The organism is Novosphingobium sp. TCA1, assembly GCF_009811895.1.
In the GTDB taxonomy this organism is placed as follows: Bacteria; Pseudomonadota; Alphaproteobacteria; order Sphingomonadales; family Sphingomonadaceae; genus Novosphingobium; species Novosphingobium panipatense_A.
This window is the reverse complement of sequence record NZ_BLJH01000020.1, coordinates 1-23,469: the sequence shown is the minus strand read 5'-3', so window position 1 is coordinate 23,469 and position 23,469 is coordinate 1. Positions and strand designations below refer to the sequence as shown.

Below are 23,469 nucleotides of genomic sequence, written 5' to 3'. Positions count from 1 at the left end.
CTGGAACCGGCAGGTAAACGGAAAAGAGCATGATCTCGTTTCTTGAGTTCGAAAAGCCCATCGCCGCGCTGGAAGCGCGCATCGCCGAGCTGCGCACGACCGCCAGCGACAGCGATCTCGACATCGCGGGCGAGATTTCGCGCCTCGAAAAGAAGAGCGCGGCCATGCTGGCGGCGACTTACGCCAAGCTGACGCCCTGGCAGAAGACCCAGGTGGCGCGCCACCCGATGCGTCCGCATTTCGTGGACTACATCCGCATGGGCTTCACCGACTTCATCCCGCTCGGCGGCGACCGCCTCTATGGTGAGGATGAGGCGATCATCGGCGGCTTCGCGCGCCTCAACGGGCGCCGGGTGATGGTGATGGGCCACGAAAAGGGCCACGACACGGCCACCCGCATCAAGCACAACTTCGGCATGGCCAAGCCTGAGGGTTACCGCAAGGCGATCCGCCTGATGGAGATGGCGGGCAAGTTCGGCCTGCCGGTCGTCACCCTGGTCGATACCGCGGGCGCGTTCCCCGGCGTCGAGGCGGAAGAGCGCGGGCAGGCGGAAGCGATCGCCCGCTCGATAGAGGCCTGCCTTTCGGTGCCGGTGCCGATGGTCTCGGCCATCGTCGGTGAGGGCGGCTCGGGCGGCGCCGTGGCGTTGGCCGCGGCCGACCGCGTGCTGATGCTGGAACACTCGATCTACTCGGTGATCTCGCCAGAAGGCGCGTCCTCGATCCTCTGGCGCACGCCGGACAAGGCGCCCGACGCTGCCGAGGCGATGAAAGTGACCGCGCAGGATCTGCTGTCGCTCCACGTCATCGAACGCGTAGTGCCCGAGCCGGTCGGCGGCGCCCACCGCGACGCGCAAGCCGCGGCCCAGGCGCTGTTCGGGGCGATCGACGAGGAACTCGATTCGCTCTCGGCACTTCCGGCCCGCGACCTCCTCGCCCGCCGCGAGGAACGCTTCCTGGCCATCGGCCGGGCCTGATAAGAAAGTAGGCGCCGGTCCAAAGCCGGCGCCTACTTACATATCGCGCAAACGCACGTCTGTTCGATCGCGCCCATTGACCGTCTTGCCTCGCTGTGCCAGAGCGCAGCCCACTGATCGCCAAGGCTCAAACAGCCATGCCGCCGATCTGCGGATGTAGCTCAATGGTAGAGCAGCAGCTTCCCAAGCTGAATACGGGGGTTCGATTCCCCTCATCCGCTCCACCAAAAAAGCCGTTCCTCAAACTAGCAAAGACCTTTTCCGCCGCGATGTTCGGGCGAAAAGTTTTCGCCGCACGCTTCGCTGTGCAGCTGAAAGTGCCTTTTTCAGGCTCAAGCGCTTGTTGTACGATTGCCGGCGACATCCACAAGCGCTGGATCTGTAGATGCTGCCTCGGAATTAATCGCCTTTGGTTGCTGGATTATGCCCTGCACGCTCGATTGCCTTGGTGATGTCCTTCACGAAGCGAGAGTGGCGTACGGCGCTTAGGAAAGCGTTCTGGATCAGGTTGCCGACCCAGCGGCACGGACGTTTGACCTGGATGAGCAGGATGTAGCGATCCTCGTCCGTCTCGTTCCAGACTTCGTGATTGAACATGTCGTCGAACAGGAAGGATTGCCCAGGCTCCCAGGTGAGGACGTGCAGCTTGTCGGCGCCTTCGACGTGCATACGGCACTTCTCGCGGTCCTGCGGAGCCTTCAACGCGAGGTGGTAAGTCAACATGCCCTTGGTCATGCCCCAGTGGCGCGGAATGTGGCCGCCAGCCTCCAGCACCGAGAAGTTGGCGGTGACCAGTCCGGGGATCTTCTCGATCGCGGCGGCCGTGAACGGCGCACGGACGGCGTTCTGCTTCAGGCGGTAGCCGTATCCTTTGAGGAAGAAGGCGCGCCAGCGGCGGTCGGCGGCGATCCGTCCGTGGTCGAAGGAGATATCGCCCAATGAGGGGATGTCCTCCGTACGGATACGCACGGCTTCGTCGCGGATCGCTTCCCAGTGCTTTTCAAGCTCGGCTATCCAGGGGAAATTCGTCTTGTCCTGAACGGCGGCATCGGGAATGCGCGAGTTGCGCATGATGACCCGGTCGATCTTGGGGCGCAGCTCCTTGCCGATCTGGAACAGGGACTTGCCCGTGAACGGAATTTTCCGACCGCGCGAGTTGAGGGTCTGCTGCCAGTTCAAGAATAGGCTCCGTATGCATCGCAGAATGACAAATGGATCTACGTCCCAGAAGCGCCAGGGTTGCGCTTCAGGACGGATTTCAGGTCCTGTCGGACCATTAACGCTTGAGAGAGTGGATCTTGCTGCCGAACACGCGATCCCAGAAGATGGCCGAGATCGAGAAATTACCGCCTTCATCGATGTAGTGATGGCGCATGTGATGGCGCTTGATCGCCTGGGCCAGCTTGCTCTGCATCGGCCATTGATGCGCCGCGTAGTGGACCACGTCGTAGATCACGTAACCGATCATGAACCCCAGGAACAGCCAGGTGCCGGGCATGCCGAACAGAACCGCTAAGATGCCCCAGACGATGGCGGCAATCGGCAGGCTGGCGGACAGCGGCATAAGGCTGCGCAGAGGATCGTTGGGGGCGTCGTGGTGGTTCCCGTGCATCAGGAACACGAAGGCCCGCAACACGGGAACCTTGGTTTCCCAATGAAACAGGTAACGGTGCATGACATACTCGAAAAGCGTCCACACCAGCAGGCCGGCTGAAACCAGGAACAGTCCTGTTAGAGGGCTCACCGCGCCCCATCCAGCCCACGCGATCGCAGGGAGCAACACGGCCCAAGCCACCGCAAAAGCGCGCGGCGATATCAACGTAAACCGTTCGAGCGTTTCACTCTTGAACAAACGGATACGTTGCGGACTAGGTTCTAGCGATGGCATTGCGTCCAATCTCGAACATTAGGTGCCAAGAACTGTCAAGCCATTAGTACCATCATGGTGTTGATAGCCTAAGGCGTGTTGCACCGAGGTAGCGGGGGGAATTCCAGTTCCAATCGGGAAAACTCCGATGACCGGTGCTTTTGATGAGAGGAGCCGGGTCGGTGTGCCGTGACCCATTGCTGAGCGCTGAGGTCACTCCGCGCTTTCGGAGGTTATTTGGCCATATCGGTGAGAATAGCTCTCTCAGAGCGGTCCGGTGTCGCCCAGAACCGCCGTCAACACGGCGTGGTGCAAGCCGGCAGGGGTCAGGTCGGCCTGGAGATTATCGTCCCGGACGATCTGCCCCGTCCGATCAAGACGCACCATCACATAGGGCGTGTGACGATCTCCGCCTGGCGCGGTGGCACCCGGAATGCTTGGGCGATGGTCGCCGAAGAACACCAGCAAGGTCGGTCGGGCGAGCGCGCCAAGCCCTCCGATGAGCGTCGTCAGCATTGCGTCGCTGTTTTTCACGAGTCGCATGTAGCTCTGCTTAAGATCACCGTCTGCGTTTCCGTCCGGTGCCCAAGGGCCGTGGTTTTCGATCGTGACAGCATAGATCAAGCTGGGCGCGGCAGCCTTTGCGGCGATCGAGATTATCTCGTCAGCTATGGCCGCATCGGTAACATAGCGTCCCTCTTCGGCAGAAGGCGTTGTAAAGCAGTCTTCGCCGACCAGCTTGTCGAAACCGGCGGCAGGCATGATCCGGTCGCGGCCATAGAAACGCATGTCGTGCGGGTGGAGGAACAGGCTACGCCAGTTTCCGCCTTCGGCCTTCAGACGCGCTGGCATGGCATAGGAGCCCTCGCCCAGCGCAGTTAGAAACGGGTCGTAGCGGCGAAACCCCAGTTTCTCCTCGTCCAATCCGAATAGCACACCGTATTCGGTGCGCATCGTGTAGGCGCCGAACCCGCTGACCATGAGCCGGCCATGCTGGCAGGCCTTTTCTCGCGCGGCCTTGAGACCCGGCAAGACGAGTGAGGTATCTTCGAAGATTTCGGCCGGATCCGCAAAGCTCTCGCACTGAACGACCACAACCAGCTCGGGTGCATCGCTAGGCGGTGTGCGCCTTGCATAGGCGCAGGGCAGAGGATCGCGGCTCTCCCGCCAGCGTAGCCAGTAGAGTAGCAGCACCGGCAGCAGCCCGTGGCGCAGAACATCGCCGTGTGCGTCCGGTACGCGGGCTATCCGCCGGATCGGTGCGCATCGGACGGAAAGCGTCAGAACCGCGAGGCTGATCGTCAGAATGCCCAGCCCGATCAGATGCACTTGCAAGGTTGGAACGAAGAGCCAGGCGAGCAAGGCGAAAAGAACGGTCGCGACCAGTCCGGCGACCATGCGCTGCCAGATCGCGACGGCGGAGAGGTAGAATTGTGGATGCCGGAATACCGCCCCGATGAGCGCTAGGTCAGAAAACAGAAGCGGTTCGCCGAGCATCGCACTCTTGGCGTTCGAAGCTACTGCCAACAAGGCCAGAACACCCAGGGCCAGTCCGGAAGATACCGCGACGTTGCCGCAAGCGGCCAGGCAGAGGCCAAAAAGTGCCGCTATTGTCCATATTAGCAGCCATAAACCCGCTGTGCTACGCAGTGAGAACGGTGGGAAATTGCCGTTACGCGGGCGTACAAGACCGTCGAGCAGGAGTGCGCCGAGCAGCAGAGCTGCGAATATCATTCCGTCGATCGTCACTGTTATGCTGTGCTACTTTGACCTTGCGTCCTACACCGTTCGAGCGTGTTCCGGCCGGCGGAGCAGCGCTCATAGCGGGCGGCTACAAGGCTGTCATCCGATGTCTGCGCGTACCCATATGCACAGGGGGCTGCTGGGTCGGCTTTAGTGGGACGTCACCGTGAACCGCTTGGCAAAGAACCGTTTAAGAATGATCCGGCGACTTCCCTGCACGATCGTTCGAATAAGTGTCAAAACCAGCGTAGTCGATGCATCAGATCCGCCTTCAGTCACGGAGCTCAAGATAACCAGAGTTGCTCCATAGCGACCGCCCTCTGCGGTATCAGGGCGATCGAAATGGCTGCGGGGTCGCCATGGAAGCAGTGAATTTTGCTTTCATTATTTTAACCGGAGTGCTCCGATCGAGATGATAGTTTGACGCTGCGGCGATCGACATTTCATAATGCTGCAATTCTCTATTGCAGCCGATTGGAATCTTCGGGATGCCGGGATGCATGTCCAGGCCGCTCACGGCTAAAGATCCCGGCGCGTGCTCAAGCATCGCAACCTTCATGCCCGGGTCCCGCACTCACCCCTCTTGCAAAGTGACCAAGTGTGCGTAGTCTGAACCTCGCTGCCTTTCGGCGCAGAGGTGAGCCAATCCCCTCTTGGAACAATCGCTCGGCGCGAAAGCATCCGGGCCGCTGGCGTGAATGTCCAGGCCGATAAGGCTAAAGGCGCCGGTACTCGATTTCGAAGTGTTGGCTTCGTCGGGCTCCGGCCTGACGAACTCCGCTTGGAGAAAGCCCATGAAGATGGGCAACTTGACTTTCCGCATCTTGCGGGATGCATCGGCGCAGTTTGCTGCTGGTGAGGCGCTGTCATGGTTCTGAGCAGGACGCAGGACGATTGCCTGAAAACCGGCGCGATAAGTGAAGGTGATCCTCTGCCGCCGGACGACCGGGTCACAAGGCGCGATCCCGACTGGCTCGAGCTCCTCTACCAGGCGCATCGCGACCGGCTCATGCGGTTTGCCGGCCGGCACGCTTCGGCGGAAAGAGCAGGCGATATCGTGCAGCAGCTTTTCATGCGTCTGGCTGGACGAAGCAAGGACGAGCCACTCGAACTCGCTGCCCCGGCCGCCTATTTGCGGCAGGCGACCATCAACATCATCAGGGACGAAGCGCGCCAGGCAGTCCGGCGCTGCGCAGTCCTTCACGATAGCGGTGTCGATGATCTCGAGGGCTTCGATACGGTGTCGGCGCTCGAAGCGCGGGATACGTTGGTCCGCCTCGAGGCGATCATGGCACGTCTCAAGCCCAGGACCCGCGAAATCTTTCTCGCGCACCGACTCGACGGCTATAGTTATAGTGAAATAGCGACGATGACCGGTCTGAGCGTGAAAGCTATCGAGAAACATATGAGCAAGGCGATCGCGCACGTCTCGCGGCACCTTAAACGTTGACGGTGAGGGCAGGAGCCGCACGGCAATGAGCATTGAGCGGGAAGCGGCCGACTGGTTTGCGCGCATGCGCGGGCCTGACGCGGAATCCTTACGCGAGGCTTTCGAGGTCTGGCGCTCCGATCCGGCGCGAGCCCAGGCCTACGATGACAAGCTGCGCGTCTGGGACGCGACCATGTTCCTGGCAAATACCGCAACGGGAAAGCACCGTAATCTTGAAGGCTACCGCAGCAGGAAATTCACCCGGCCAACCTGGACATGGGCTGCAGCGGCATTCCTCGCAATCGGAATCGGCATCATGCTGGCGCTTCATGGCGCGGGGGAAAGAGATGCGCAGTCCAGTTCACATCGGCTCGAATCGGCGGCGATGGACAAGGTGCCCCGAACTATCCGCCTTCCCGACGGTTCGAAGGTGATCCTTGATCGCGGCGCGCGTCTCCAGATCGCGTTCGACGTAGGGGAGCGGCGCCTGCGACTGCTTGCCGGCCGTGCTCGCTTTGCCGTAGCCCACGAAAAGCGAAGGGCTTTCATCGTCGAGGCGGGCGGGGGCGGCGTCGTCGCGCACGGAACTCTCTTCGATGTCGAACTTCTGCCGGACGGCACCGATGTTTCCCTGCTCGAAGGCGCGGTCGCGGTTAGCAGCCTGCATGCGGGCGGGGGCAGCATCGATCTCGAGGCGGGGCAAAGTGTATCTCTGGTTGGCGGAAAACTGGGGAAACCCCGTACCGCGGCCTCGGCGGATCGGCAGTGGCCGCGAGACATGATCACGTTCGAGAGACAGGAACTGGTCGACGCCGTTGCTGCCTTCAATCGCACCAGTTCCATCCCCGTGGTCGTCGATGGTTCGGTTCCGAGCGGGATGAAGATCACGGGCTCGTTCCACCGGTCCGATGCCGAGGCCTTTGCCTGGCAGGTAGCCGAAACGTTCGGCTTGCAGGTAGAAACGAAAGACGACGGTACCTTGATGCTGGCTTATCCTATGCGGGAAAAAGATCGAAAAAACCTTTAGGGTAAATCCGAACCGGCACCGTTCCCGTCACGAAGGATCCCGCGAACAGCGGATCCCCGGGATGGAGGTCACCAAGTGCGTCACCGTTTATGGGCGTGCTGCAGTCTGGCTGCAGCCGCAATGGCATCCTGCGCTCCGATCACGGCGCAGGCTCAGGAAGGTTCGAGGGAGCCTGAGCGAAAGTTGCTCCATCTTTCGGCGCAGCCGCTGTTTGGCACGCTGCGCGAACTCGGACAGATCTTCGCTGTAAACATCAGCGCCGACGACGCCGATATCGCCGATCTCAGCGGGCGCAGGCTCGACGGCGACTACACGCTGCAAGAGGCGCTTCGCGTACTTCTCGTCGGAACCGGTCTGAAGGCGAGGGCGAGCGGCGACGGCTTCGTGATCGGGCTGCCGGACCCGGAAGGGCAGGGCGGGGAAGGGCCGGGCGGCGAGGGGATCGTCGTGACGGGCTCGCGAATTCGCGGTGCAGCCGTTGCCTCGACCACCTTAACCTACGAGCGCGAGGCCATGCGCGATGCAGGGCAATCGTCCGTTGCCGAGGTCCTGCGCGCGATCCCGCAGAATTTCGGCGGCGGCCAGAATGCAGGTGTCGGCTACAACGTGCCGGGCGGGCGAGGCGTCGATCTCGACGGTGGCTCCTCGATCAACCTCAGGGGCCTGGGAAGCGATGCCACGCTGACGCTGCTCGACGGGCGGCGACTGAGCTACGCTGGCGTGACCCAAGGGGTCGACGTCTCCGCCATTCCTTTCGGCGCCATCGAGCGCATCGACGTCGTTCCGGACGGTGCTTCGGCGCTGTTCGGTTCGGATGCGGTCGCAGGGGTCGCCAATATCATCCTGCGCCGCCGGTTTGACGGCCTCGAGACGAGCGCGCGGCTGGCCGGTTCGACGGACGGCGGCAACTTCCAGCAGCAGTACGGAGCCACGGCGGGCAGGACCTGGCAGTCGGGAAGCGTGCTCGCCTCCTACGAATTCGCGCGCACCACCGCAATCGAAGCGGATCGTCGCTCCTATGCCGAGACGCGGACCCCGGGCGTCACGCTGGCGCCGTACCTGCGCCATCACAATGCCGCGCTCGTCGTGCGGCAGGATCTCGCCGCAAATCTCACGTTCGATCTCGACCTCCTCTACAACAAACGCTGGTGGAAACAGACGCTGCCGCTCAATGCGTCCGGCGATCTCGCGGTGAGCCGCGTCGACTTCGCGCGCAAATCGGAAGCCTGGGGCGCGGCGCCGTCGCTGACCCTGGCGCTGCCTTCCGACTGGCTGGTGACGCTGGGCAGCAGCTACGGATGGAATCGCTCCGCGTTCGGCGGTCTGAACACGATTGGCGGGATGCGGACCGAGGCCAGTTCCGGTGTCTATCGCAACACCACTGGGAATATCGAGCTCTCCGGTACCGGCAGGCTTGTCGAACTTCCCGGCGGCAGCGTGAAGGCTGCGCTCGGCGGGGGATATCGTCGCAGTGACTTCCGGCGGACGGGTTCGGCGCCCGGCGCCTCCATTGAAGCTTCGCAGGACAGCTACTACGCCTTCGGCGAGCTTGCCGTACCCGTGTTCGGTGAAGGTCAGCTTCCCGCGCTCGGCGAGCGGCTCGATCTCAGTCTTGCTGCGCGCTACGAGCGCTATCCCGGCGTCGGCTCCGTCGTCACTCCCAAAATCGGGGCAATCTATGCGCCAACCAGGGATATTTCGGTCAAGGGAAGCTGGGGCCGTTCCTACCGCACGCCCACGCTCTACGAGCAATTCCGACCAGCGACGGTCTTGCTCTACGCCGCCCCGGTGCTCGGCGCGAGCGGCGGCGGGACAGCCTTGCTGGTCTCCGGCGGCAATCGGGACTTGCGGCCCGAGCGCTCGACCAACTGGTCGGCCACGCTCGATATTCATCCCCGGGCCCTGGAAGGGTTCAACCTCGAAATCAGCTATTTCGACATTCGCTACCGCGACCGGATCGTCACGCCGATCCCCTATACCGCGCAGTCGCTGTCTAACGCGATCTACGCCCCTTACGTCACGCGTGATCCAGACCCCGACGAACAGGCAGACGCGCTGGCGCGAGGGGCAACCTTCACCAACTATTCCGGGGCTGCCTACGATCCGGCTACGGTGATCGCCATTGTCGACAATTCCAACATCAATGCCGGACGCCAGACGGTGCGCGGGGTCGATGTGCTCGCCGGCTATCGGTTCGATCTGGGGGGAGGTGTGCTGCGTGCCGCCTTCAACGGCAGCTACATTGAGAGCAGGCAGCAGATCGCCGCCGGACAGGCGGTCACGCAGATGGCCGGGACGATCTTTAACCCGCCGCATTACCGGGCGCGCGGCGAGGTCGGATGGAGCGACGAACGGTTTTCCCTGCTTGCCGCGGTCAACTACATCGGGCCGGTGCGCGATGTTCGCTCGGCTTCCGCACGCCGGATCGGCGCCATGGCGCCGGTCGATCTGACCTTGCGTTATCACCTGGAGCGGAACGACGCGGGCCTGAATCACGCGAACCGGAGAAGTACCCTGTTCGCCGGGATCGACGTGATCGCCTCGATCCAGAACGCCTTCAACGACAAGCCAAGCCCCATCGCGGTCCGGGCCTACACCGATACGCCCTACGACAGCACCAACTACTCGCCCTTCGGCCGCGTCCTCAGCCTCACGGTGTCCAAGAAATGGTAAAGTTCTCTTCCAGCCTGCTCGCATTGGCGGGCGCTCTTTGTGGTGCGGGCGAGGCGCATGCCGCCTGCGACGATCTCCTGCCTTCGGCCCAGGCCCTGCGGTCGCCGGAGTTGTCGTCAGCGGCGCCTTCCGGGGCACCGGGCCGGGCCATGACCACCATGGATCTCGCCCGGATCCGCGATATCGGCGACACCGAGGTGATTTCAAATCCCCAGAGCCCCTATGCCTTGTCACCCGACGGGCGCAGCATCGCCTTCGTCATCGCGAGGGGCGATCCCACGACGAATAGCTACTGCTCGGCGCTGGTCGTCATGGCGCGCAAGGGCGGCGGCGCGCCGCGGATCATCGACCGCGGGGGAGCGATCCCGCGCCTCGCTGCGGTGTTCCGCGATCTCTACATCGTCACCGGCTTTCCCGACACGATCGTTCCCGCCTGGTCGCCGGACGGGACCGCGATCGCCTACCGCAAGGAGGTCGGCGGTATTGTCCAGCTCGTTGCCGCGAAGACCGACGGCAGCGGTAGCCGCGTGCTCACCCAGGAGGGCAGCAATGTCGAGAATTTCACGTGGCTCCCGGATTCCGGGGCGCTAGCCTACTTCACGAGGCCGGGCCGGGACGCGGCCAGACAAAGGATCGCTCGCGAAGCCAGAACCGGCTGGCTCTACGACAAGAGCATCCTGCCCATGCAATCCTGGGAGCCGCAGCCGTGGGCAAAGGACCTGGCGAGGACGGCCTTCGTGGTGGAACTCGCAGGTCCCAGGGTTCGCCTGGCGACGCCGCAGGAGGAGCGGTTCATAAATCCGCCGCCGGCAGCGGGAGCCCCTTACGAGCTTGCCGTTCGGGCTCCGAACGGCGCATCGGCATGGACAGCGCCGGTCAGCGACCTTCCCTATGCGAAGCGCCGGGTCTGGGCGCGAGTTCCCGGCGGCAAGGACATCGCCTGCAAGCTCGACGGCTGCACCGGCAAGATCGGCCGCCTGTTCTGGCAGCAAGACGGCAAGTCCGTCGTCTTCCTCGCCCGCGAAGGATGGAACAGCGAGGATTTCGTCCTCTACCGCTGGGTGCCGTCCAGCAATCGTCTCACCACGATCCTGCGCACCAGCGATGCCCTGACCGGCTGTATCTTTGCAGGTGACGAGCTCGTATGCGGCCGCGAGAACGCCGCCACGCCCCGACGCATCATGGGGGTCGATCTTGCGTCGGGGCGCAGCCGCCTCATTTTCGACCCGAACCCGGAGTTTGCGAAGCTTAACCTCGGGAAGGTTACGCGCCTGAAGGTCAGGAGCGATCGCGGCTATCCTGCCTGGGCCGACCTGGTTCTGCCACCTGATTACGACGGCAGGAGCAAGCTCCCTCTCGTCGTCGTCCAGTATCGCAGCGCCGGCTTCCTGCGTGGCGGGATCGGCGATGACTATCCGATCTTTCCGATGGCCGCGAAAGGCCTTGCCGTACTGAGCTTCGATCGCCCACCGTCGGTCGGCAGCCAGGACCCTTCCGTGAAAACTTTCGAGCAGGGCCGTGCCGTCGACTGGAACGGCTGGGCCGATCGCAAGAATACGCTGTCAGCGATCGAGGCGGGCATTGATGCTGCCGTGGCCACCGGGGCAATCGACCCTGAACGCATCGGCATCAGCGGCCTCAGCGACGGTGCCTCCACCATCGAGTTCGCGCTGATCAATTCCCGCCGTTTCAAGGCGGCGGCCATGAGCACCTGCTGCGACGACCTGCTTACCCAGACTGTGCTCGGGGGCTTTGCATGGGGCGAGGAAATCCTGCGGCGGGGCGTCCCGCCTTCGGTCGACAACGATCGGGAGTACTGGAAGCCCATCTCGCTCTCGGTCAACGCGCGCAAGATCGATACCCCGATACTCATGCAGGTGGCGGACCGGGAGGCGTCGCTTGGACTACCGGCCATCGGCGCTCTGACCGAGGCGCGCAAACCGCTCGAAGTCTATGTGTTCCCTGACGAGTATCACAACAAATGGCAGCCGGCACACCGGCTTGCGGTCTATGACCGCGCCATCGACTGGTTCAACTTCTGGCTGCGGGATCATGAAGATCCGGCGCCTGGGAAACGGGAGCAGTACGCTCGCTGGCAGGAGCTTGCGCGCAGGGCGCCGAAGGGAGGAACCTCGATGAGTCCCTGATTCCGCGGGCCCATATCTCTGCATCCATCAGCCTGACGATCCGGCTGCATTCCCGTCCCCTGAAGGGAGTCGGATCGTCCAGAGCGGCTTCAACGGCAGCGATATCGATCACGCCTGCCGCGGCCAACAGGCCGCCGAGCAACCGATCGCGGATCATCTCCCGGTTGGTCTCGTAGAGCTGCACGATGTAGCTGTCCGGGATGCCCTTGCTACGCCGCCAGATCACTTCGGGCGGCAGCATGTCCGAGAAAGCGCGGCGGGCGATGGCCCGGTTGCATCCGCGCTCGATCCATTGCCATGGCGCGAGCGACAGGCAGTGTTCGATGAGCGGCTGGCTCACGAGGGGAGACACGACATTCCATTTCGCGCCGTGGGGCCCGTCCTCCATGAAACTCTGGGCGCCGATGAGCTGCGCGATCTGGGCAGACCGGCCCGGTCGCGGCGGAATACCGGCCAACAGCCATGGATGCAGCGGTGAGCGATGCGCCGCGGCGACGGCTTCCGGCGACAACATCTGCTCGGCGGTGGGCCAGCGGTAAGGCCGCGACCGCTCCCAGGCACGCCGGGCGGCTTTTCTTGCTACCCGCCATGCAGAGGCATGGGTAAGTGCTGCTATCTCGTTGCAGGTTTGCCGGAACGCGCGTGGCCCCTGCCGATCAAGCAGGCAATCCGCGGCGGGCGAAGCCGACTGCAGCGAGCAGAACACATTGTCGCCGCCGCCGCCGTCGACGATCGTGTCGCATCCGAGCTCTTCTGCGATGTCTCCTGCCGTCCGGTAGAGCATCTGTTCGAAGCTGCGGGCCACCGGTCGCGGCAGACTCGTTGTAGCTGGCAGCTCCAGCAGCAGCGAGCCTTCATTCATTCTCCTCTCGGCAAGAGCGAGCTTGAGGCGCTCACAGGCTGCACGGGCATAGATGCGTTCGTCACCGGCTGAAGCCGGGGCGACGAGGTTGAGGCAAGCGACGCCCCGGCCATTGGCGGTCAGCGCAGCAGCAACGATCGAGGAATCAAGCCCGCCCGAGAGCATGACAAGGCATCGATCTGCATCACGGGTTTTGGCCTGCACGCAGCGGATTGCTTGCTCGCGAAGCCTTGCTGCGGCTTCCTCGGGCCCGGGCAGGACCCTGCCCGCATGTACGAAATGCCATGGCGACCAGAGGATGCGATGCTCGGCCCTGCCGCCGAGGAAACGGACCCGTTCGCCGCCGCGCACTTCGCGGACGTCTTCGAGGCAGGTTTCCCGCAGCCGCATGTCGGCAAACACAAGTTGCCGGGCAACCGCATCGTAGTCGATGGACCATGACTGCTCCGTGCCGAGTTGCAAGGTGTCGATATCGGAGGCGAGATGCGCATGCCGGTCGGGGGCGCGATAGAGACAGGGCAGCGTACCGAACGGGCTGCGCAGTATGGCTACGCTTCCGGCAAGCGGTATCAGCGCGACGTAGTCGCCCCAATACTGGTCGATCAGGTGTCTGCCGCCGCTCACCAGGATTTGCTCCGCCTCGGTTCCGGGCAGAGACAGCACCCGCTTCGCGCTGCCCTGCGCAAACAGCGAACCGAAAATGCAGCCCGATTGTCCGATCGGGATTGTTTTGGACGGCGCGTTGCCTGCTGTGAGCAGTCCCGGGCGATCCAGAACGATGGCAAGGCCGGCACGGCGGACTCTTTCACGCAGGTGGTGTTGCCGATCCTCGCCTAGCCCGACGGCGATGAGATACTTCTGCATTACAGCACCGCGATCGGCGTGTAGTGGGCGGCGATCTCCAGTCGCTCGTTGACCAGCACATCTCGCCACTGAACCCAGGCATGGGCGCGGAACGGCGGCATGCCGACGGCGATCACGACATCGGCGGGGACGCCGGCTGCATGGAGGCTGTGCGCCGCCGCGATCGCATAAGGCAGGCACAGGTCATGGGAACCGAACATGCGGGCGCAGGTCTCCTGCGCGCGGGCAATCGCAGCAAGAGCTTGCGGTGCGGTGTCGGGGCCTGCCTCTCGATCCCGTGTCGCCGCGGCCTTGCAGCGCGCGAGAGTTGTTGCCGTAGCCGGTAGACCTCGCAGCCGCAGGCTCGCCCGCGCACGGAGCAAATGCCAGGTGAGGGCGGCGACGTCACGTGGACGCGAAGGGCAGGGCGTCTGGTCGAAAGCGCTGTAATGTGCGGTTTCTGCGGCGCAGGGTGCGAGGTACAGCGGGTTATCGGCCGGGACGATGATCCGGGCCTTTACCAGCAGGTCCCGCTCGGCCCCGGAAATCGGAAGACCAGCCAACGCCCGCCTGAAGACATCTTCCGCGTCGTTCGACAGGCCGAAATAGCGATCGGCGGGCAGGTCGAGGAAGACGATGCGATCACCAAGCTCACAGAACGATAGGCCGCCGCGCAGCGATGTCGGCATGATGCTTTTTCCCGTACAATGTCCTGAGCAGAAGGATGCGCGGCCGCGGCCGCGCATCCTCGTGGGTCAGTCGTCCGTGAGACCCGGCTGCTCGAGAGCCAGCACGAGATCGTTGCCCTGGCCGATCGGGCCCCTGGTTTCGACGCTGGCGGCTCCCAGGTCGATGACGGTGTCTTCTCGTTCCATGTCAGTCTCCTTCTTCAAGCACCGCGACATTGCGGCCGGAACAAGGTGACGCGAATTATTGGTTATAAAAAATTTATAATCTTGTTATAATGCAAATATATTTTCCAATATAACTCAGTCTGTATTGTAAATTTCCGAAACTAACTCCCGCACATTCGCTATTCTCCTGCTGTGGTAGGTTCGGAGATTTCGTATGCATGCGTTTCTGCTTTCGTATTTGATGTCGTTAATTGACTTGAGTTCCTCGATGACGTCGCCGAACACTATGGCTTCCGCTGCGCGGGCGCTCGCGAGCCGGTTGTTGATCGTGACGAACTGGGCGAAAAGTTCCGGTCGCTGCGACGAATCGGCGATCGCGAGAAACAGGGCCGCGGCGCTCTCGGCATAGGACGCAGCAGGCATCGAGATCGGCAGTGTGGAGATCGGCAGTGTAGGCTCCCTGCTGCCCGTCGCGGTGAGCACCAGCCGCAGCAGCTCGAAGTGCAGGCGATAGAGATCGATAAGGATCGTCTCCGTCATAACCGGCAGGTGAAAGCCCGTGTTGAGCCGGATCTCGACTAGCCGCTCGCCTGCAAGCCGCAGCAAGGCCTCGCGTACCGGCGTGAGGCCGGAAACGAGATCTTCTGCTAGCCTCGCGGGATCGAGCCGCTCGCCGGGGGGGATAGTTCCCGACAGCAGCAGGCGTTTCAGGTCGTCGTACGCCTGTCTTGAGCGCGGGCCCGCGTTCATCTCCCGTCTCGTCGCCCGACCGGATACAGGGCGCCGGTGGTGAGTTGGCGGCGTTCAGCGCAAGACATCGTATGTCTCCCGGCACGGGGCAGGTACGTTGAGGCCGCAGCGCTGCAGCCGCGCCGGGGTATCTTCGTCGATCTCGATGACCATGGCGGCAAGTGTGCGCGTGCCGAACGCTCTGGGTGTCCCGAGCGGGCGGCACCGCCAGCCGAACGATACGATCTGGCGCATCCATGGAGCCTCGGCGACGCCGGTAGAACGCTCGATGCCGCATCTCAGCGCAAATGCCACGAGGGCGTGGATCAGTTCGTCGCCGTCGCGTCGGCACCGCGCGGCGCCGGATCGTCGCTCCAGGCAAAAGCGGGTGATCTCCATCGTCGTGGGACCGCGCGGGATATCCTCATCGCAAAGCCCGGCAAACAGGGCAGCGACAAGATGCGGCCTCGTGGTCGGCAGCAGGCGGGCCGAGGCGCGGTGCCCGCCATCCTCGCCGCTCAGCACCAAAAAAGTGGCAGGCTCCATGTCGAATTCATCGAGTTCGAAGCGGCCGGCAATCATCGGTAGGTCCCAGTGCAGCAGATCGATGAAGACGCGCTTGCGGGCCTCGAACATGCTGCGCAGGACCGTTAGTTCGGCAGCGCCGGGGGCATTGGGCAGACAATGGATCATTGCAAACCTCCTTTGCGAAAAGGTTCGCGATCCTGCCTGTCGCACGGCGCTTTGCGGTAGGGACGGAACCGTGCCTACCGGGCGCAGCGGACCTCGTGATAGCTGATCGCTCCGCCGCGACATGCGAGGAACACTGCCTGTGGCCTTCTCACCGCACCCAGCCGGGCACAGGCGCCGCTGATATGGCGCCTTACGCTCCCTTCCCGGATCCCGAGGATCTGGCCGATTTCCCAATCGGTCTTTCCGGCAGCTACCCAGGCGAGGCACTCGCGTTGCCTCCTGGTGAGCGGAGCGCTGCGCATTTGTTCGATGAACTCCCGGTAGCCGATCAGCCGGCGTGCGGCCTTGAGCGCATCGTCCGCGATCAGCCTGGCCAGGATGAGGCCGTCCTCGTCGAGCTTGCGTCCAGGGACCGCTGCAAACGAGCACGAAGCCTGGATTTCTCCGGGCATATGCGCGGGCACCGTGAAGCCCTCGCCAAGCCCGTGGCGCTGTGCCAGTTCCATGAGTCGGTGGTCGGTACGGCTGAATTCGATGTACTGTCCCGCCTCGCTCCACAGGAACGCCTCGCGCGTGCGGCCTACCGCCCGGTGGACGGGGTCGCGGCTGCCGAGATGGTTGTCGTCATAGAAACGGACCCAGCTTTGCGGATAGTTGCACAGCCGCAGGGCCTTGTTCCGTTCTTCGCTCCAGTCGACATGGTGACCGAGCGCATAATAGTCGCAGCCAATCAAACGCGTGATCTCGGCGAGTGCACTGTTCAGGTCCTCCAGGTTGGCCGCGTTCTCGATCCGCTTCTGGAAAATCCTGTATGTCCTTGTGAAGCCCATGCTTCGCCTCGGTTCGGCGCGGCGTCTCAAGCCGCCTTTATGCACCGAACCGTCCTTTGCATGTTCAGGCACATCGGCCTCCGGCCTTCATTCCGGAACCGGCGCGCGATTGCAGATGGCGCTTATCCTATAAGCGGCAGGCCAAACCGCAAAACATATTTCGTAACAAAAGTGTCATGAATTTCCCTGCGGTAGCGCCGCAACCGATTGCCCGGATATCCGCTCTTCAGTCCCAATGGTTAGATCCGCGGCATTACCGTGCGCTTGCGGGGATGGACCGGGCTGCACTTGCATGGGAGTGGCTGCGGCGCGACCCGGGATATATCGACTGGTATGTGCGCGCGAGCGAGGTGACGCGTTCGGGATGGGACGGTGGCGCCGCCCGGGCGTGGGGGCTCCACTTTCGCCGAGAACCCCGAGGTCGCTGGGGCGGAGGCAAGGCTCATCTGGTCGGCCGAATTCGATCCCGGAACGATCGAGGTCGAAGCGCTGCCCGCCTCGCCCGGTAGCCGCGATGCCGTCGATCCTGCGGTATTCGGCAAGTGGCTGTCGATAGCCTGCGGAGACGATTTCACGGAGCATACCGTAATCAGCGACGGGTTTCGCCGCATCAGGCTGGATGTCGTTGCCGGTTCGTTGATGCAGGGACCGGTCTGTCTGCGATACCGGCTTGAAGGCATAGCCGCGCTGCGTCCCCGCGTGCTGCCGCTTCGACGCCTCCTGGCGCTGTGCACCCACCGGCGCTTCGTCGCCTCGCTCTTTCCGCCCGATCCGAAAATGCCGCGTCTCATCGAAATGCTGCGGGTCCACGACGGCCTTGGCGTAGGTGCCAGTCTCGGCGATCTTGCCGAAGCTCTGTACGGCGCGGGGGTGTACGATGCTGACAGCGCGCGCAGATCGGATTCCTTGCGCTCGCGGGTCCGGCGCCTTGCCCGTGAGGCCCGCGCCATGGCGGCAGGCGGCTACAGGCGGCTCATGCGTAGCTGACGCAGTCCAATGCTCTAAGCTGTCTTTTGCTGTTGGCCGGCTTTTTTGCGCCGGCTGGCGATAACGCCGGGCCGGGCGCGGGGACATTGTTAAGATCCCCGGAGGGTTCTGAACCGCGCTCGTCATGTCTGGAAGCGAATGCTGCGGGCCGGGTTCGACACCGGCTGCCTGGCTATCTCACTCGCCAGGCCCCACCGCCGAAGTGGTCGCTTGGGCGGGCCGGACCTTCCGTGCTGCCGCAGCGTTCGTCAGATTATCATTGATGGGGAAGGGAGCAACCGGCCTCGCGGCATGTTAATGCTGCCAAGCTCGGCGGCGGACCCACCCACGGCCACGTTGATCTCGAGGCCGCCCTTCGCTGGACGGGCGGCCTCTTAGATTGCGGGCGCGGTCCGGCCGGTTGAGTATCCGCTGGAGGCAGAAGTTAATCGATGCGCCCCGCGATCGAGGCGGTCAGCTTTGCGAGGCGGGATTGAAAGAATCGCACGCTCCAAAGACCGACCGATTTCGCCTCTGCGGGTCGCAGGAAGCGCATCACATCGGCGCTTGCTTCTTGCCAATCGATCGCTTCGATTTTGACGGCAAGGGCTTCCTCGAGCCAGGCTGCATCGACGGCGAGGCCTGCATCGCCGGACCACGGGCCGGCCTGGCGGAGCGCTGCCTGTAGAAGGGTTAGGTTTGGCGCTGTCCCGCCCGCCACGTACCAGGAAAAATCGAACCAGTCCCTCCCCTTGAGGTACGGCCGGCACAGCATGGCATGGATCTTGAGCGCCAGGTTGGATGACAGATCCTGGTGGCGGACCTCGTAATCTGCCGGGAAATCAAGGAACGTCATCTCCTCGCCCGAACCCTCGGGCGGATTGACGTCGATTTCGAGCTTGATCTTGATCGTCTTGGGCCGGCCTGTTCCCGCAAAGGAGAGGTTGAGCTGGCTGGCAATGGAATCGTTCTTCAGCAGAGCTTGGCGGATCGGTCGGTCCATGCGCGACCTTGGGTCCGCTTCCAGCACGATACCGAACTGTGCTGTCACCTCGATCAGCGCCCCAAGATAAGGCGCCCAGTCGAAGGCTGGGTCGGGCGAGCGCAGGAGGAAATCGAGATCCTCGGAAAAACGCGGCAGGCCATGCAGAATGCGCAGGCTCGTGCCGCCCTGAAACAGGGCCACCTTGAAGAAGCCGGCGCTCCACAGCGCGTAGAGCGCCACTTCCTGCAGGATTTCCTTGACCGCGTTCTCTTCCTCGAGCTCGCTGGTCGCTTCGTATTGCCGCAGCTTCTCGCGGATAATGTCGATCATGATTTGCTCCCGCTTCGCCTGTCGCCCTTCAGATCCATCACCGCCGCTTCCATTTCCTTCAGAAAGGCGTTTGCGGCCTTGTGCTTGTAGACCTGCCTCAGCCGATGAAAATCCGCGCGGCGCAGCGTGGAGAGATTTTCCTCACTGATCCGCATGCCGTCGGTCACCCAGCCGAGACCCGGCCATTCGATCTTGCGAAGGGCGACAATATCCATCAGCGCCCGTAGCGGCCGAGAGACGAAGGCGATGCTGCTGCCCGCCGCCGCCCGATCGATCCCGGTGAGGAATTGATATCGGTTGATCGCCAACGGATGGAAGGTGAAGGTCCCGAACTGTGCGGTCGGGATCTCGATCGTCTTGCGCGTCGGTACGACGCTGGAAGTCGTGAAGACGGCCTCGGGAATCCAGCCATGCCAGGACAGCGCGCTCTCGAAGGAGACGTAGCTTCCGGGCACCAGGCCCTGGGCGATGGAGAAGGGGTGAAGGTCACCGCTGCGCATCGCCTCGGCCAATACATAGGCGCCCCGCCTCAGACGGATAAGGGAGCGGTCGGCCAGCGCCCGATTAACCAGACCGTAGCGACGCGCGTCGCTGCCGCCCAGCAGATCGGCAAGCTGGCTGTCATGGACGACCCGGCTTGCAAAGCCGGATGCCGCTACGGCGTCTGAGAGGCTAGACATAAATTCTAGATACTTCCGTTAAATGGAAGTTTCAAGAATTTGTTGAATTGCCTGAAAGGGCTTCTTGTAAGCCAGACCCTGATGTCTCCGCCATACCGCTGCGACGTTACGGTGAGCGGAGAGAGATGGGCCGGGGGCGAGATCTCCGCGCGCAATTCCGGTATCCTGGAACAATCCTCAGCGGGCGGTCTCGATCCGGCTGGTGAGCAGATCGACCATCGCCGGAACCGCGATCGTTGCCGGTCCTTCGAAGAATCTCCGGAAATCCGGGTTGCCCGAACGTCGCAGGTTGACCTCGATCGTGATCGCCCGGTTCTCGCGGGCATACCTGACGAGGCCGGCAGCGGGATGGACCAGGCCCGAGGTGCCGATCGCGGCGAAGATGTTGGCGCGTACGCAAACCTCCTCGGCCCGGTGCCTATGATAGGGATTTTCTCCAAACAGCACGACATCCGGGCGCAGCGCAGGTTCGTCGCAGACCGGACAGTCCTCGCGAACGGCAAGGTCCCGGTGCCAGGGAAACCGGCGTTCGCAGTTCTCGCAGCGCGCCGCGTTGAGTTCGCCGTGCATGTGCAGGACTTCGCCGCTTCCCGCCCGCTCGTGGAGGTTGTCCACGTTCTGCGTGATCAGCGTGAACTCGCCTCTTCCTTCGCGGGCCCAGTGCTCTTCCAGCCGCGCCAGTGCCCTGTGCGCCGCATTGGGCGCGGCCCGCTCGAGTTCCGCCCGCCGGGCGTCGTGAAAATCGTGAACCCGGTAGCGGTCAGCGGCGAAGGCGTCGGCGGAACAGATTTCTTCCATCCGGCTGTCGTCCCAGGCCGCTGCCGACGAACGAAACGGCGCAATTCCGCTTTCGGCCGAGATGCCAGCACCGGTGAGGATAACGATGTTCGTCAAGAAAGCTTCCTTGTTCCTGCGGGCCGGGTGCTTTCGAGGCTTTGGCATGAACGGGCACTTTTATGCGCGTTCATGATTGCATCCGATAGGCCGGCACAAAACGTGCCCGCGTCCATCGCGCCGGAAAGCACCTTCCCAGCGGAGGCTGTCTCCGTGTATCCCACCTTCCAGAGTCGTGACCTTCTCACCATCGAGCAGACCGATAATCGGCGAATAGCCGCCGAACCGTCCCGGCTCCACTATGTCGCTGGCGTTGGCGGGAGTGCCTGAAAATGCGTAGAGCGTCACCGCTGCTGCGATTATTATCTCCACGCTTCCTCGCTAGGAACCGGGGTAGCCGGTAGAGCAGTTACCCGTCCGATAGCGGAAGGTCTGACGCCCTTCGTTTTGGCCATAGAAGGTCTCGATCTGCGCCATCCATATCGGCCGTCCGTACAGATCGTGAACAACCCAACGAGCGGTCGCTTGCAGGGAGGCGCAAGGGGCCATCTGAAGGACGGCTAAGTCGGAGAGCGGACATCTCAGGAATGCTGTTTAAGGCGTTAGCATGGCCGAATTCGGCCTCTTCCTGCTTCAAGATTTGAATTGCCCGGTATCACTTTCACGTTCTTGTTGCCGCCAAGCTGTCGTAGTTGTTGCGGACTGCCGATCGCACAAATGCGCCCTCCGTCCTGACCGCTACCGTAGCCTTCCAGCATATAGACTGCAGGGCCATTGTCGCGGCGATAGAATCCGTTCGGCCACTGGCAGGCACCTGTATTCCTACCCTGAAGGCGCAGACGGTTGACTACGTTCACCTGCTTGAAGCCGCCCAGCATCTTCATCTGCTCTTCATTCTGCACGCCGCAGTAGCGATTTCGGTCATATTGGTAATAGACTGTCCGGTCGCGCTGTTCGCGATAAAACCCTTCGCCTCGGCTATAACCGTTATCGTTGCCGCGGTTACCGTAGCCGCCATTATCGTACTGCGCCGCGGCAGGAACGGAGAAAACAACAAGTGCTGCGATCGCTGCGAAGATGCTCTTTTCGCGCATGAATAATCCTCCTGTCGGACTGCAAGCAGGCTGACACTAGACCGCAAGACGGTCAACCTCCACAACTGCGATGCCAAACGTCAATCGGCATCACCGATGATGCGACGCTGCTCCAACGGGGGCTGCCGCCTCACAGCGCGCTGCCAGTTACAGCAGGTTTTCGGCTTGCCCGTGGCTAGTCATGAGCGAGACACTTCGTCGAGGGGTGACCTGCCCCGTGGCTACGCCGATCTCGAGACTACCTTTCCTCCGAACGGCGGCCTCATTCCTGTCATACGGGAAAGAACGTCAGGTTGCAGGGCGTGTTAGCCGGCATCGGCTCAGCCCGGGCTACCGGGAAGCAGCGCCTGATAGATGCCGGTACCGCTGTTGCAGAGCTCTTCCGGCGGCGCCCTCGCGATTCTTGCGGAACGCCGCTGTCCCTTCTGAGATTATTGCGGCGAGCCTAATGCGAAGGGAAAATCATGGCGATCGAATGTGTGGCCTATCGCGACGCCAAGGGCGGACTTCACAGCAGCCTCGAGAAGGCGACGCTGGAAGACCTGGCTGCAGTCCTGGGCCGGGTTGGCGATGAAGGGGGCATGACCAGCGGTGTGGCGCGGATGATCTTCGACAAGCGCGCGGAGATCGAGCGGGTCTTTGCCGAGCACGACGCTCTTGTCGCTTCGGCCGCCGGTTCCGCGGGAGATCCTGCCGGGGCCGGTGGGCCGGATGCCGACAGCATTCGCGTCGTCAGGAGCGACCTACCCTGACCTCGCCTCGCCTCGCCTCGCCTCGCCTCGCCTCGGATAAGCCTTTGATTGCAAAGTGGCAGCAGGGGTGTCCTCGGTCCATCGGCTGAGCGGCGGTTTCCCTCGTGGATAAGTGCGGGGGCTTATCCGTTTTCGTCAGTCGGCAATGCAAGGCCGGGAAGGCGAAGTCGCACTGAATAGGTTGCCGGGAAGAGCGAACAGCGGCGCCTCCTGCCCTAAGGCATGACCGCGCTCTATGCCGCGCGCGGGCGGGCTCACCGCCCCTGATGCCCGCGCTTCGGCACCGAGCCCCTTTTAAAGGGTCTCGGCCTTCGGTTGCGATCGCTGGCGCTCAAGGGGGACGTCGGGGTCGGCGGGGCATGCCCCGCCTCGATGTGGACGCGCGCAGGCTGCGCCCGCGCGCGGCACCATTTGTGAGCCTCTCCCGATGAAAGTCGGGGTGCGGACTCAACAACCGTCTGGGCCCGCCATCGGCCCCTGCAAGTCGCTCCTGCGTCGCGGCTCCTCCACTCCGTTACGGCCTTTCAGGTGCTGGCTCCGCTTGCTGCGGGCCCTGTCGGTCGTCTGGGCCGCCCACCCCCCGCCTTTCCGGGGGAGGCCCATGGTGGGTTTTTGGGCAGTGCAGGAGGTGAGACATGCGCAGCAATCGCAAGGTCCCGCAATGCGCGAGGCCGCAAGATCAGGTTCAGGGCGATGCTTGTTCCGGCAGGGGCCAGGGAGGCGGAAATGCCGATCCGGTGCGGGTTCGGGAGCGCGGGTTTTCGGAGGGTGTGGATAACCCTGACCATAACCCCCGCCATAACCCTGAGGGTAACCTTGGGGGTAACTCCGCAGGCAGTCCTTCGGCGGGCAGGCGGGACACCCGCAGGAAGGAGGCGCGGGTCTCGCTTTATGACGAGGTCACGGCCCGGATCATTGCCGAACTGGAAGCGGGGCGTGTCCCGTGGGTCCAGCCATGGAGCAGCACGGCTTGCGGCGGGGCGGGGGGAGCAGGAGCGGTTCCCTGCCTGCCGCGCAACGCCCTGACCTCCCGCAGCTATTCGGGCATCAATATCCTGCTGCTCTGGGCCTCGGCACTGGCGAATGGCTGGCAGCGTCCCGGCTGGCTCACGTTTCGCCAAGCCATCGCGGCGGGCGGCAATGTGCGCAAGGGC

General features: G+C 63.1%; 22 protein-coding genes, 1 tRNA gene and 1 pseudogene. 10 read left to right on the top strand and 14 right to left on the bottom strand.

From position 1 onward, the window contains the following. The first annotated feature begins 29 nt into the window (after positions 1-29). The gene (locus NTCA1_RS19815; RefSeq protein WP_086493799.1) at positions 30-977 is read left to right on the top strand and encodes an acetyl-CoA carboxylase carboxyltransferase subunit alpha; all 948 of its coding nucleotides are present in this window, start codon (positions 30-32) and stop codon (positions 975-977) included. 150 nt (positions 978-1,127) lie between these two features. After that, positions 1,128-1,201: transfer RNA gene (locus tag NTCA1_RS19810), tRNA-Gly, on the top strand. A gap of 175 nt (positions 1,202-1,376) precedes the next feature. Here the strand turns inward: NTCA1_RS19810 and NTCA1_RS19805 are convergent. From NTCA1_RS19805 to NTCA1_RS19790, 4 genes are all read right to left on the bottom strand, one after another. Continuing rightward, a complete protein-coding gene (locus NTCA1_RS19805; protein WP_086493800.1) occupies positions 1,377-2,156 on the bottom strand; it encodes an aspartyl/asparaginyl beta-hydroxylase domain-containing protein in 780 nt (259 codons plus the stop codon). Between the two features lie 97 nt (positions 2,157-2,253). Continuing rightward, entirely contained in the window at positions 2,254-2,721 is a 468-nt protein-coding gene (locus NTCA1_RS19800) for a sterol desaturase family protein (protein WP_236549480.1), read from the bottom strand. Positions 2,722-3,108: 387 nt separating this feature from the next. Continuing rightward, a complete protein-coding gene (locus NTCA1_RS19795) occupies positions 3,109-4,593 on the bottom strand; it encodes an LTA synthase family protein (protein ID WP_236549479.1) in 1,485 nt (494 codons plus the stop codon). 322 nt (positions 4,594-4,915) lie between these two features. Further along, positions 4,916-5,146 (bottom strand): hypothetical protein, encoded by a 231-nt coding sequence (locus tag NTCA1_RS19790; RefSeq protein WP_133084929.1) that lies wholly within the window; start codon positions 5,144-5,146, stop codon positions 4,916-4,918. Positions 5,147-5,455: 309 nt separating this feature from the next. Here NTCA1_RS19790 and NTCA1_RS19785 point away from each other — a divergent pair, with 309 nt between their 5' ends. The 4 genes from NTCA1_RS19785 (at position 5,456) to NTCA1_RS19770 (ending at position 11,863) form a co-directional block, all read left to right on the top strand. Further along, complete coding sequence (locus tag NTCA1_RS19785; protein WP_086493803.1) at positions 5,456-6,037, top strand: RNA polymerase sigma factor; 582 nt, start codon at positions 5,456-5,458, stop codon at positions 6,035-6,037. A gap of 25 nt (positions 6,038-6,062) precedes the next feature. Continuing rightward, positions 6,063-7,043, top strand: a complete 981-nt coding sequence (locus tag NTCA1_RS19780) for a FecR domain-containing protein (RefSeq protein ID WP_086493804.1) — start codon at positions 6,063-6,065, stop codon at positions 7,041-7,043. Positions 7,044-7,226: 183 nt separating this feature from the next. Further along, complete coding sequence (locus tag NTCA1_RS19775; RefSeq protein WP_159831583.1) at positions 7,227-9,716, top strand: TonB-dependent receptor; 2,490 nt, start codon at positions 7,227-7,229, stop codon at positions 9,714-9,716. Beyond that, a complete protein-coding gene (locus NTCA1_RS19770) occupies positions 9,710-11,863 on the top strand; it encodes an Atxe2 family lasso peptide isopeptidase (RefSeq protein WP_159831582.1) in 2,154 nt (717 codons plus the stop codon). Before NTCA1_RS19775 ends, NTCA1_RS19770 begins: the two co-directional genes overlap by 7 nt. On the opposite strand, the gene NTCA1_RS19765 is transcribed toward NTCA1_RS19770, so the two are convergent. The 6 genes from NTCA1_RS19765 to NTCA1_RS19740 form a co-directional block, all read right to left on the bottom strand. Beyond that, a complete protein-coding gene (locus tag NTCA1_RS19765) occupies positions 11,748-13,589 on the bottom strand; it encodes an asparagine synthetase B family protein (RefSeq protein WP_159831581.1) in 1,842 nt (613 codons plus the stop codon). The two genes, NTCA1_RS19770 and NTCA1_RS19765, sit on opposite strands and share 116 nt — an antisense overlap. Next, on the bottom strand, positions 13,589-14,257 hold the full coding sequence (locus NTCA1_RS19760) for a lasso peptide biosynthesis B2 protein (RefSeq protein WP_159831580.1): 669 nt from the start codon (positions 14,255-14,257) through the stop codon (positions 13,589-13,591). Before NTCA1_RS19760 ends, NTCA1_RS19765 begins: the two co-directional genes overlap by 1 nt. 66 nt (positions 14,258-14,323) lie before the next feature. Next, complete coding sequence (locus NTCA1_RS19755; RefSeq protein ID WP_133084923.1) at positions 14,324-14,443, bottom strand: benenodin family lasso peptide; 120 nt, start codon at positions 14,441-14,443, stop codon at positions 14,324-14,326. A gap of 114 nt (positions 14,444-14,557) precedes the next feature. Then, positions 14,558-15,172: a GntR family transcriptional regulator gene (locus tag NTCA1_RS19750; RefSeq protein ID WP_159831579.1), complete on the bottom strand. Its 615-nt coding sequence runs from the start codon at positions 15,170-15,172 to the stop codon at positions 14,558-14,560. 54 nt (positions 15,173-15,226) lie between these two features. Continuing rightward, positions 15,227-15,844, bottom strand: a complete 618-nt coding sequence (locus tag NTCA1_RS19745) for an acyl-homoserine-lactone synthase (protein WP_159831578.1) — start codon at positions 15,842-15,844, stop codon at positions 15,227-15,229. A gap of 74 nt (positions 15,845-15,918) precedes the next feature. After that, the gene (locus NTCA1_RS19740) at positions 15,919-16,674 is read right to left on the bottom strand and encodes a LuxR family transcriptional regulator (protein ID WP_159831577.1); all 756 of its coding nucleotides are present in this window, start codon (positions 16,672-16,674) and stop codon (positions 15,919-15,921) included. A 176-nt stretch (positions 16,675-16,850) separates the two neighbouring features. On the opposite strand from NTCA1_RS19740, the pseudogene NTCA1_RS29160 reads away from it, so the two are divergent. Then, positions 16,851-17,021, top strand: a pseudogene (locus tag NTCA1_RS29160) (transcriptional regulator domain-containing protein); the annotation flags it as partial. A 25-nt stretch (positions 17,022-17,046) separates the two neighbouring features. Then, entirely contained in the window at positions 17,047-17,661 is a 615-nt protein-coding gene (locus NTCA1_RS19735; protein ID WP_159831576.1) for a DUF2285 domain-containing protein, read from the top strand. A 424-nt stretch (positions 17,662-18,085) separates the two neighbouring features. On the opposite strand, the gene NTCA1_RS19730 is transcribed toward NTCA1_RS19735, so the two are convergent. From NTCA1_RS19730 to NTCA1_RS19715, 4 genes are all read right to left on the bottom strand, one after another. Beyond that, positions 18,086-18,955, bottom strand: coding sequence for a nucleotidyl transferase AbiEii/AbiGii toxin family protein (locus NTCA1_RS19730; protein WP_159831575.1), 870 nt, complete (start codon positions 18,953-18,955; stop codon positions 18,086-18,088). Then, positions 18,952-19,635 (bottom strand): hypothetical protein, encoded by a 684-nt coding sequence (locus NTCA1_RS19725; protein WP_159831574.1) that lies wholly within the window; start codon positions 19,633-19,635, stop codon positions 18,952-18,954. The genes NTCA1_RS19730 and NTCA1_RS19725 overlap by 4 nt, the downstream gene beginning before the upstream one ends. A 177-nt stretch (positions 19,636-19,812) precedes the next feature. Continuing rightward, positions 19,813-20,529, bottom strand: a complete 717-nt coding sequence (locus tag NTCA1_RS19720) for a Sir2 family NAD-dependent protein deacetylase (RefSeq protein ID WP_236549478.1) — start codon at positions 20,527-20,529, stop codon at positions 19,813-19,815. Positions 20,530-21,071: 542 nt separating this feature from the next. Then, a complete protein-coding gene (locus tag NTCA1_RS19715) occupies positions 21,072-21,563 on the bottom strand; it encodes a hypothetical protein (protein ID WP_159831572.1) in 492 nt (163 codons plus the stop codon). A gap of 464 nt (positions 21,564-22,027) precedes the next feature. Between NTCA1_RS19715 and NTCA1_RS19710 the strand changes: the two genes are divergently transcribed. Beyond that, complete coding sequence (locus NTCA1_RS19710; RefSeq protein WP_159831571.1) at positions 22,028-22,315, top strand: hypothetical protein; 288 nt, start codon at positions 22,028-22,030, stop codon at positions 22,313-22,315. Between the two features lie 635 nt (positions 22,316-22,950). Beyond that, the coding region (locus NTCA1_RS19705) for an ArdC-like ssDNA-binding domain-containing protein (protein ID WP_159831570.1) at positions 22,951-23,469 on the top strand (519 nt) is incomplete at its 3' end.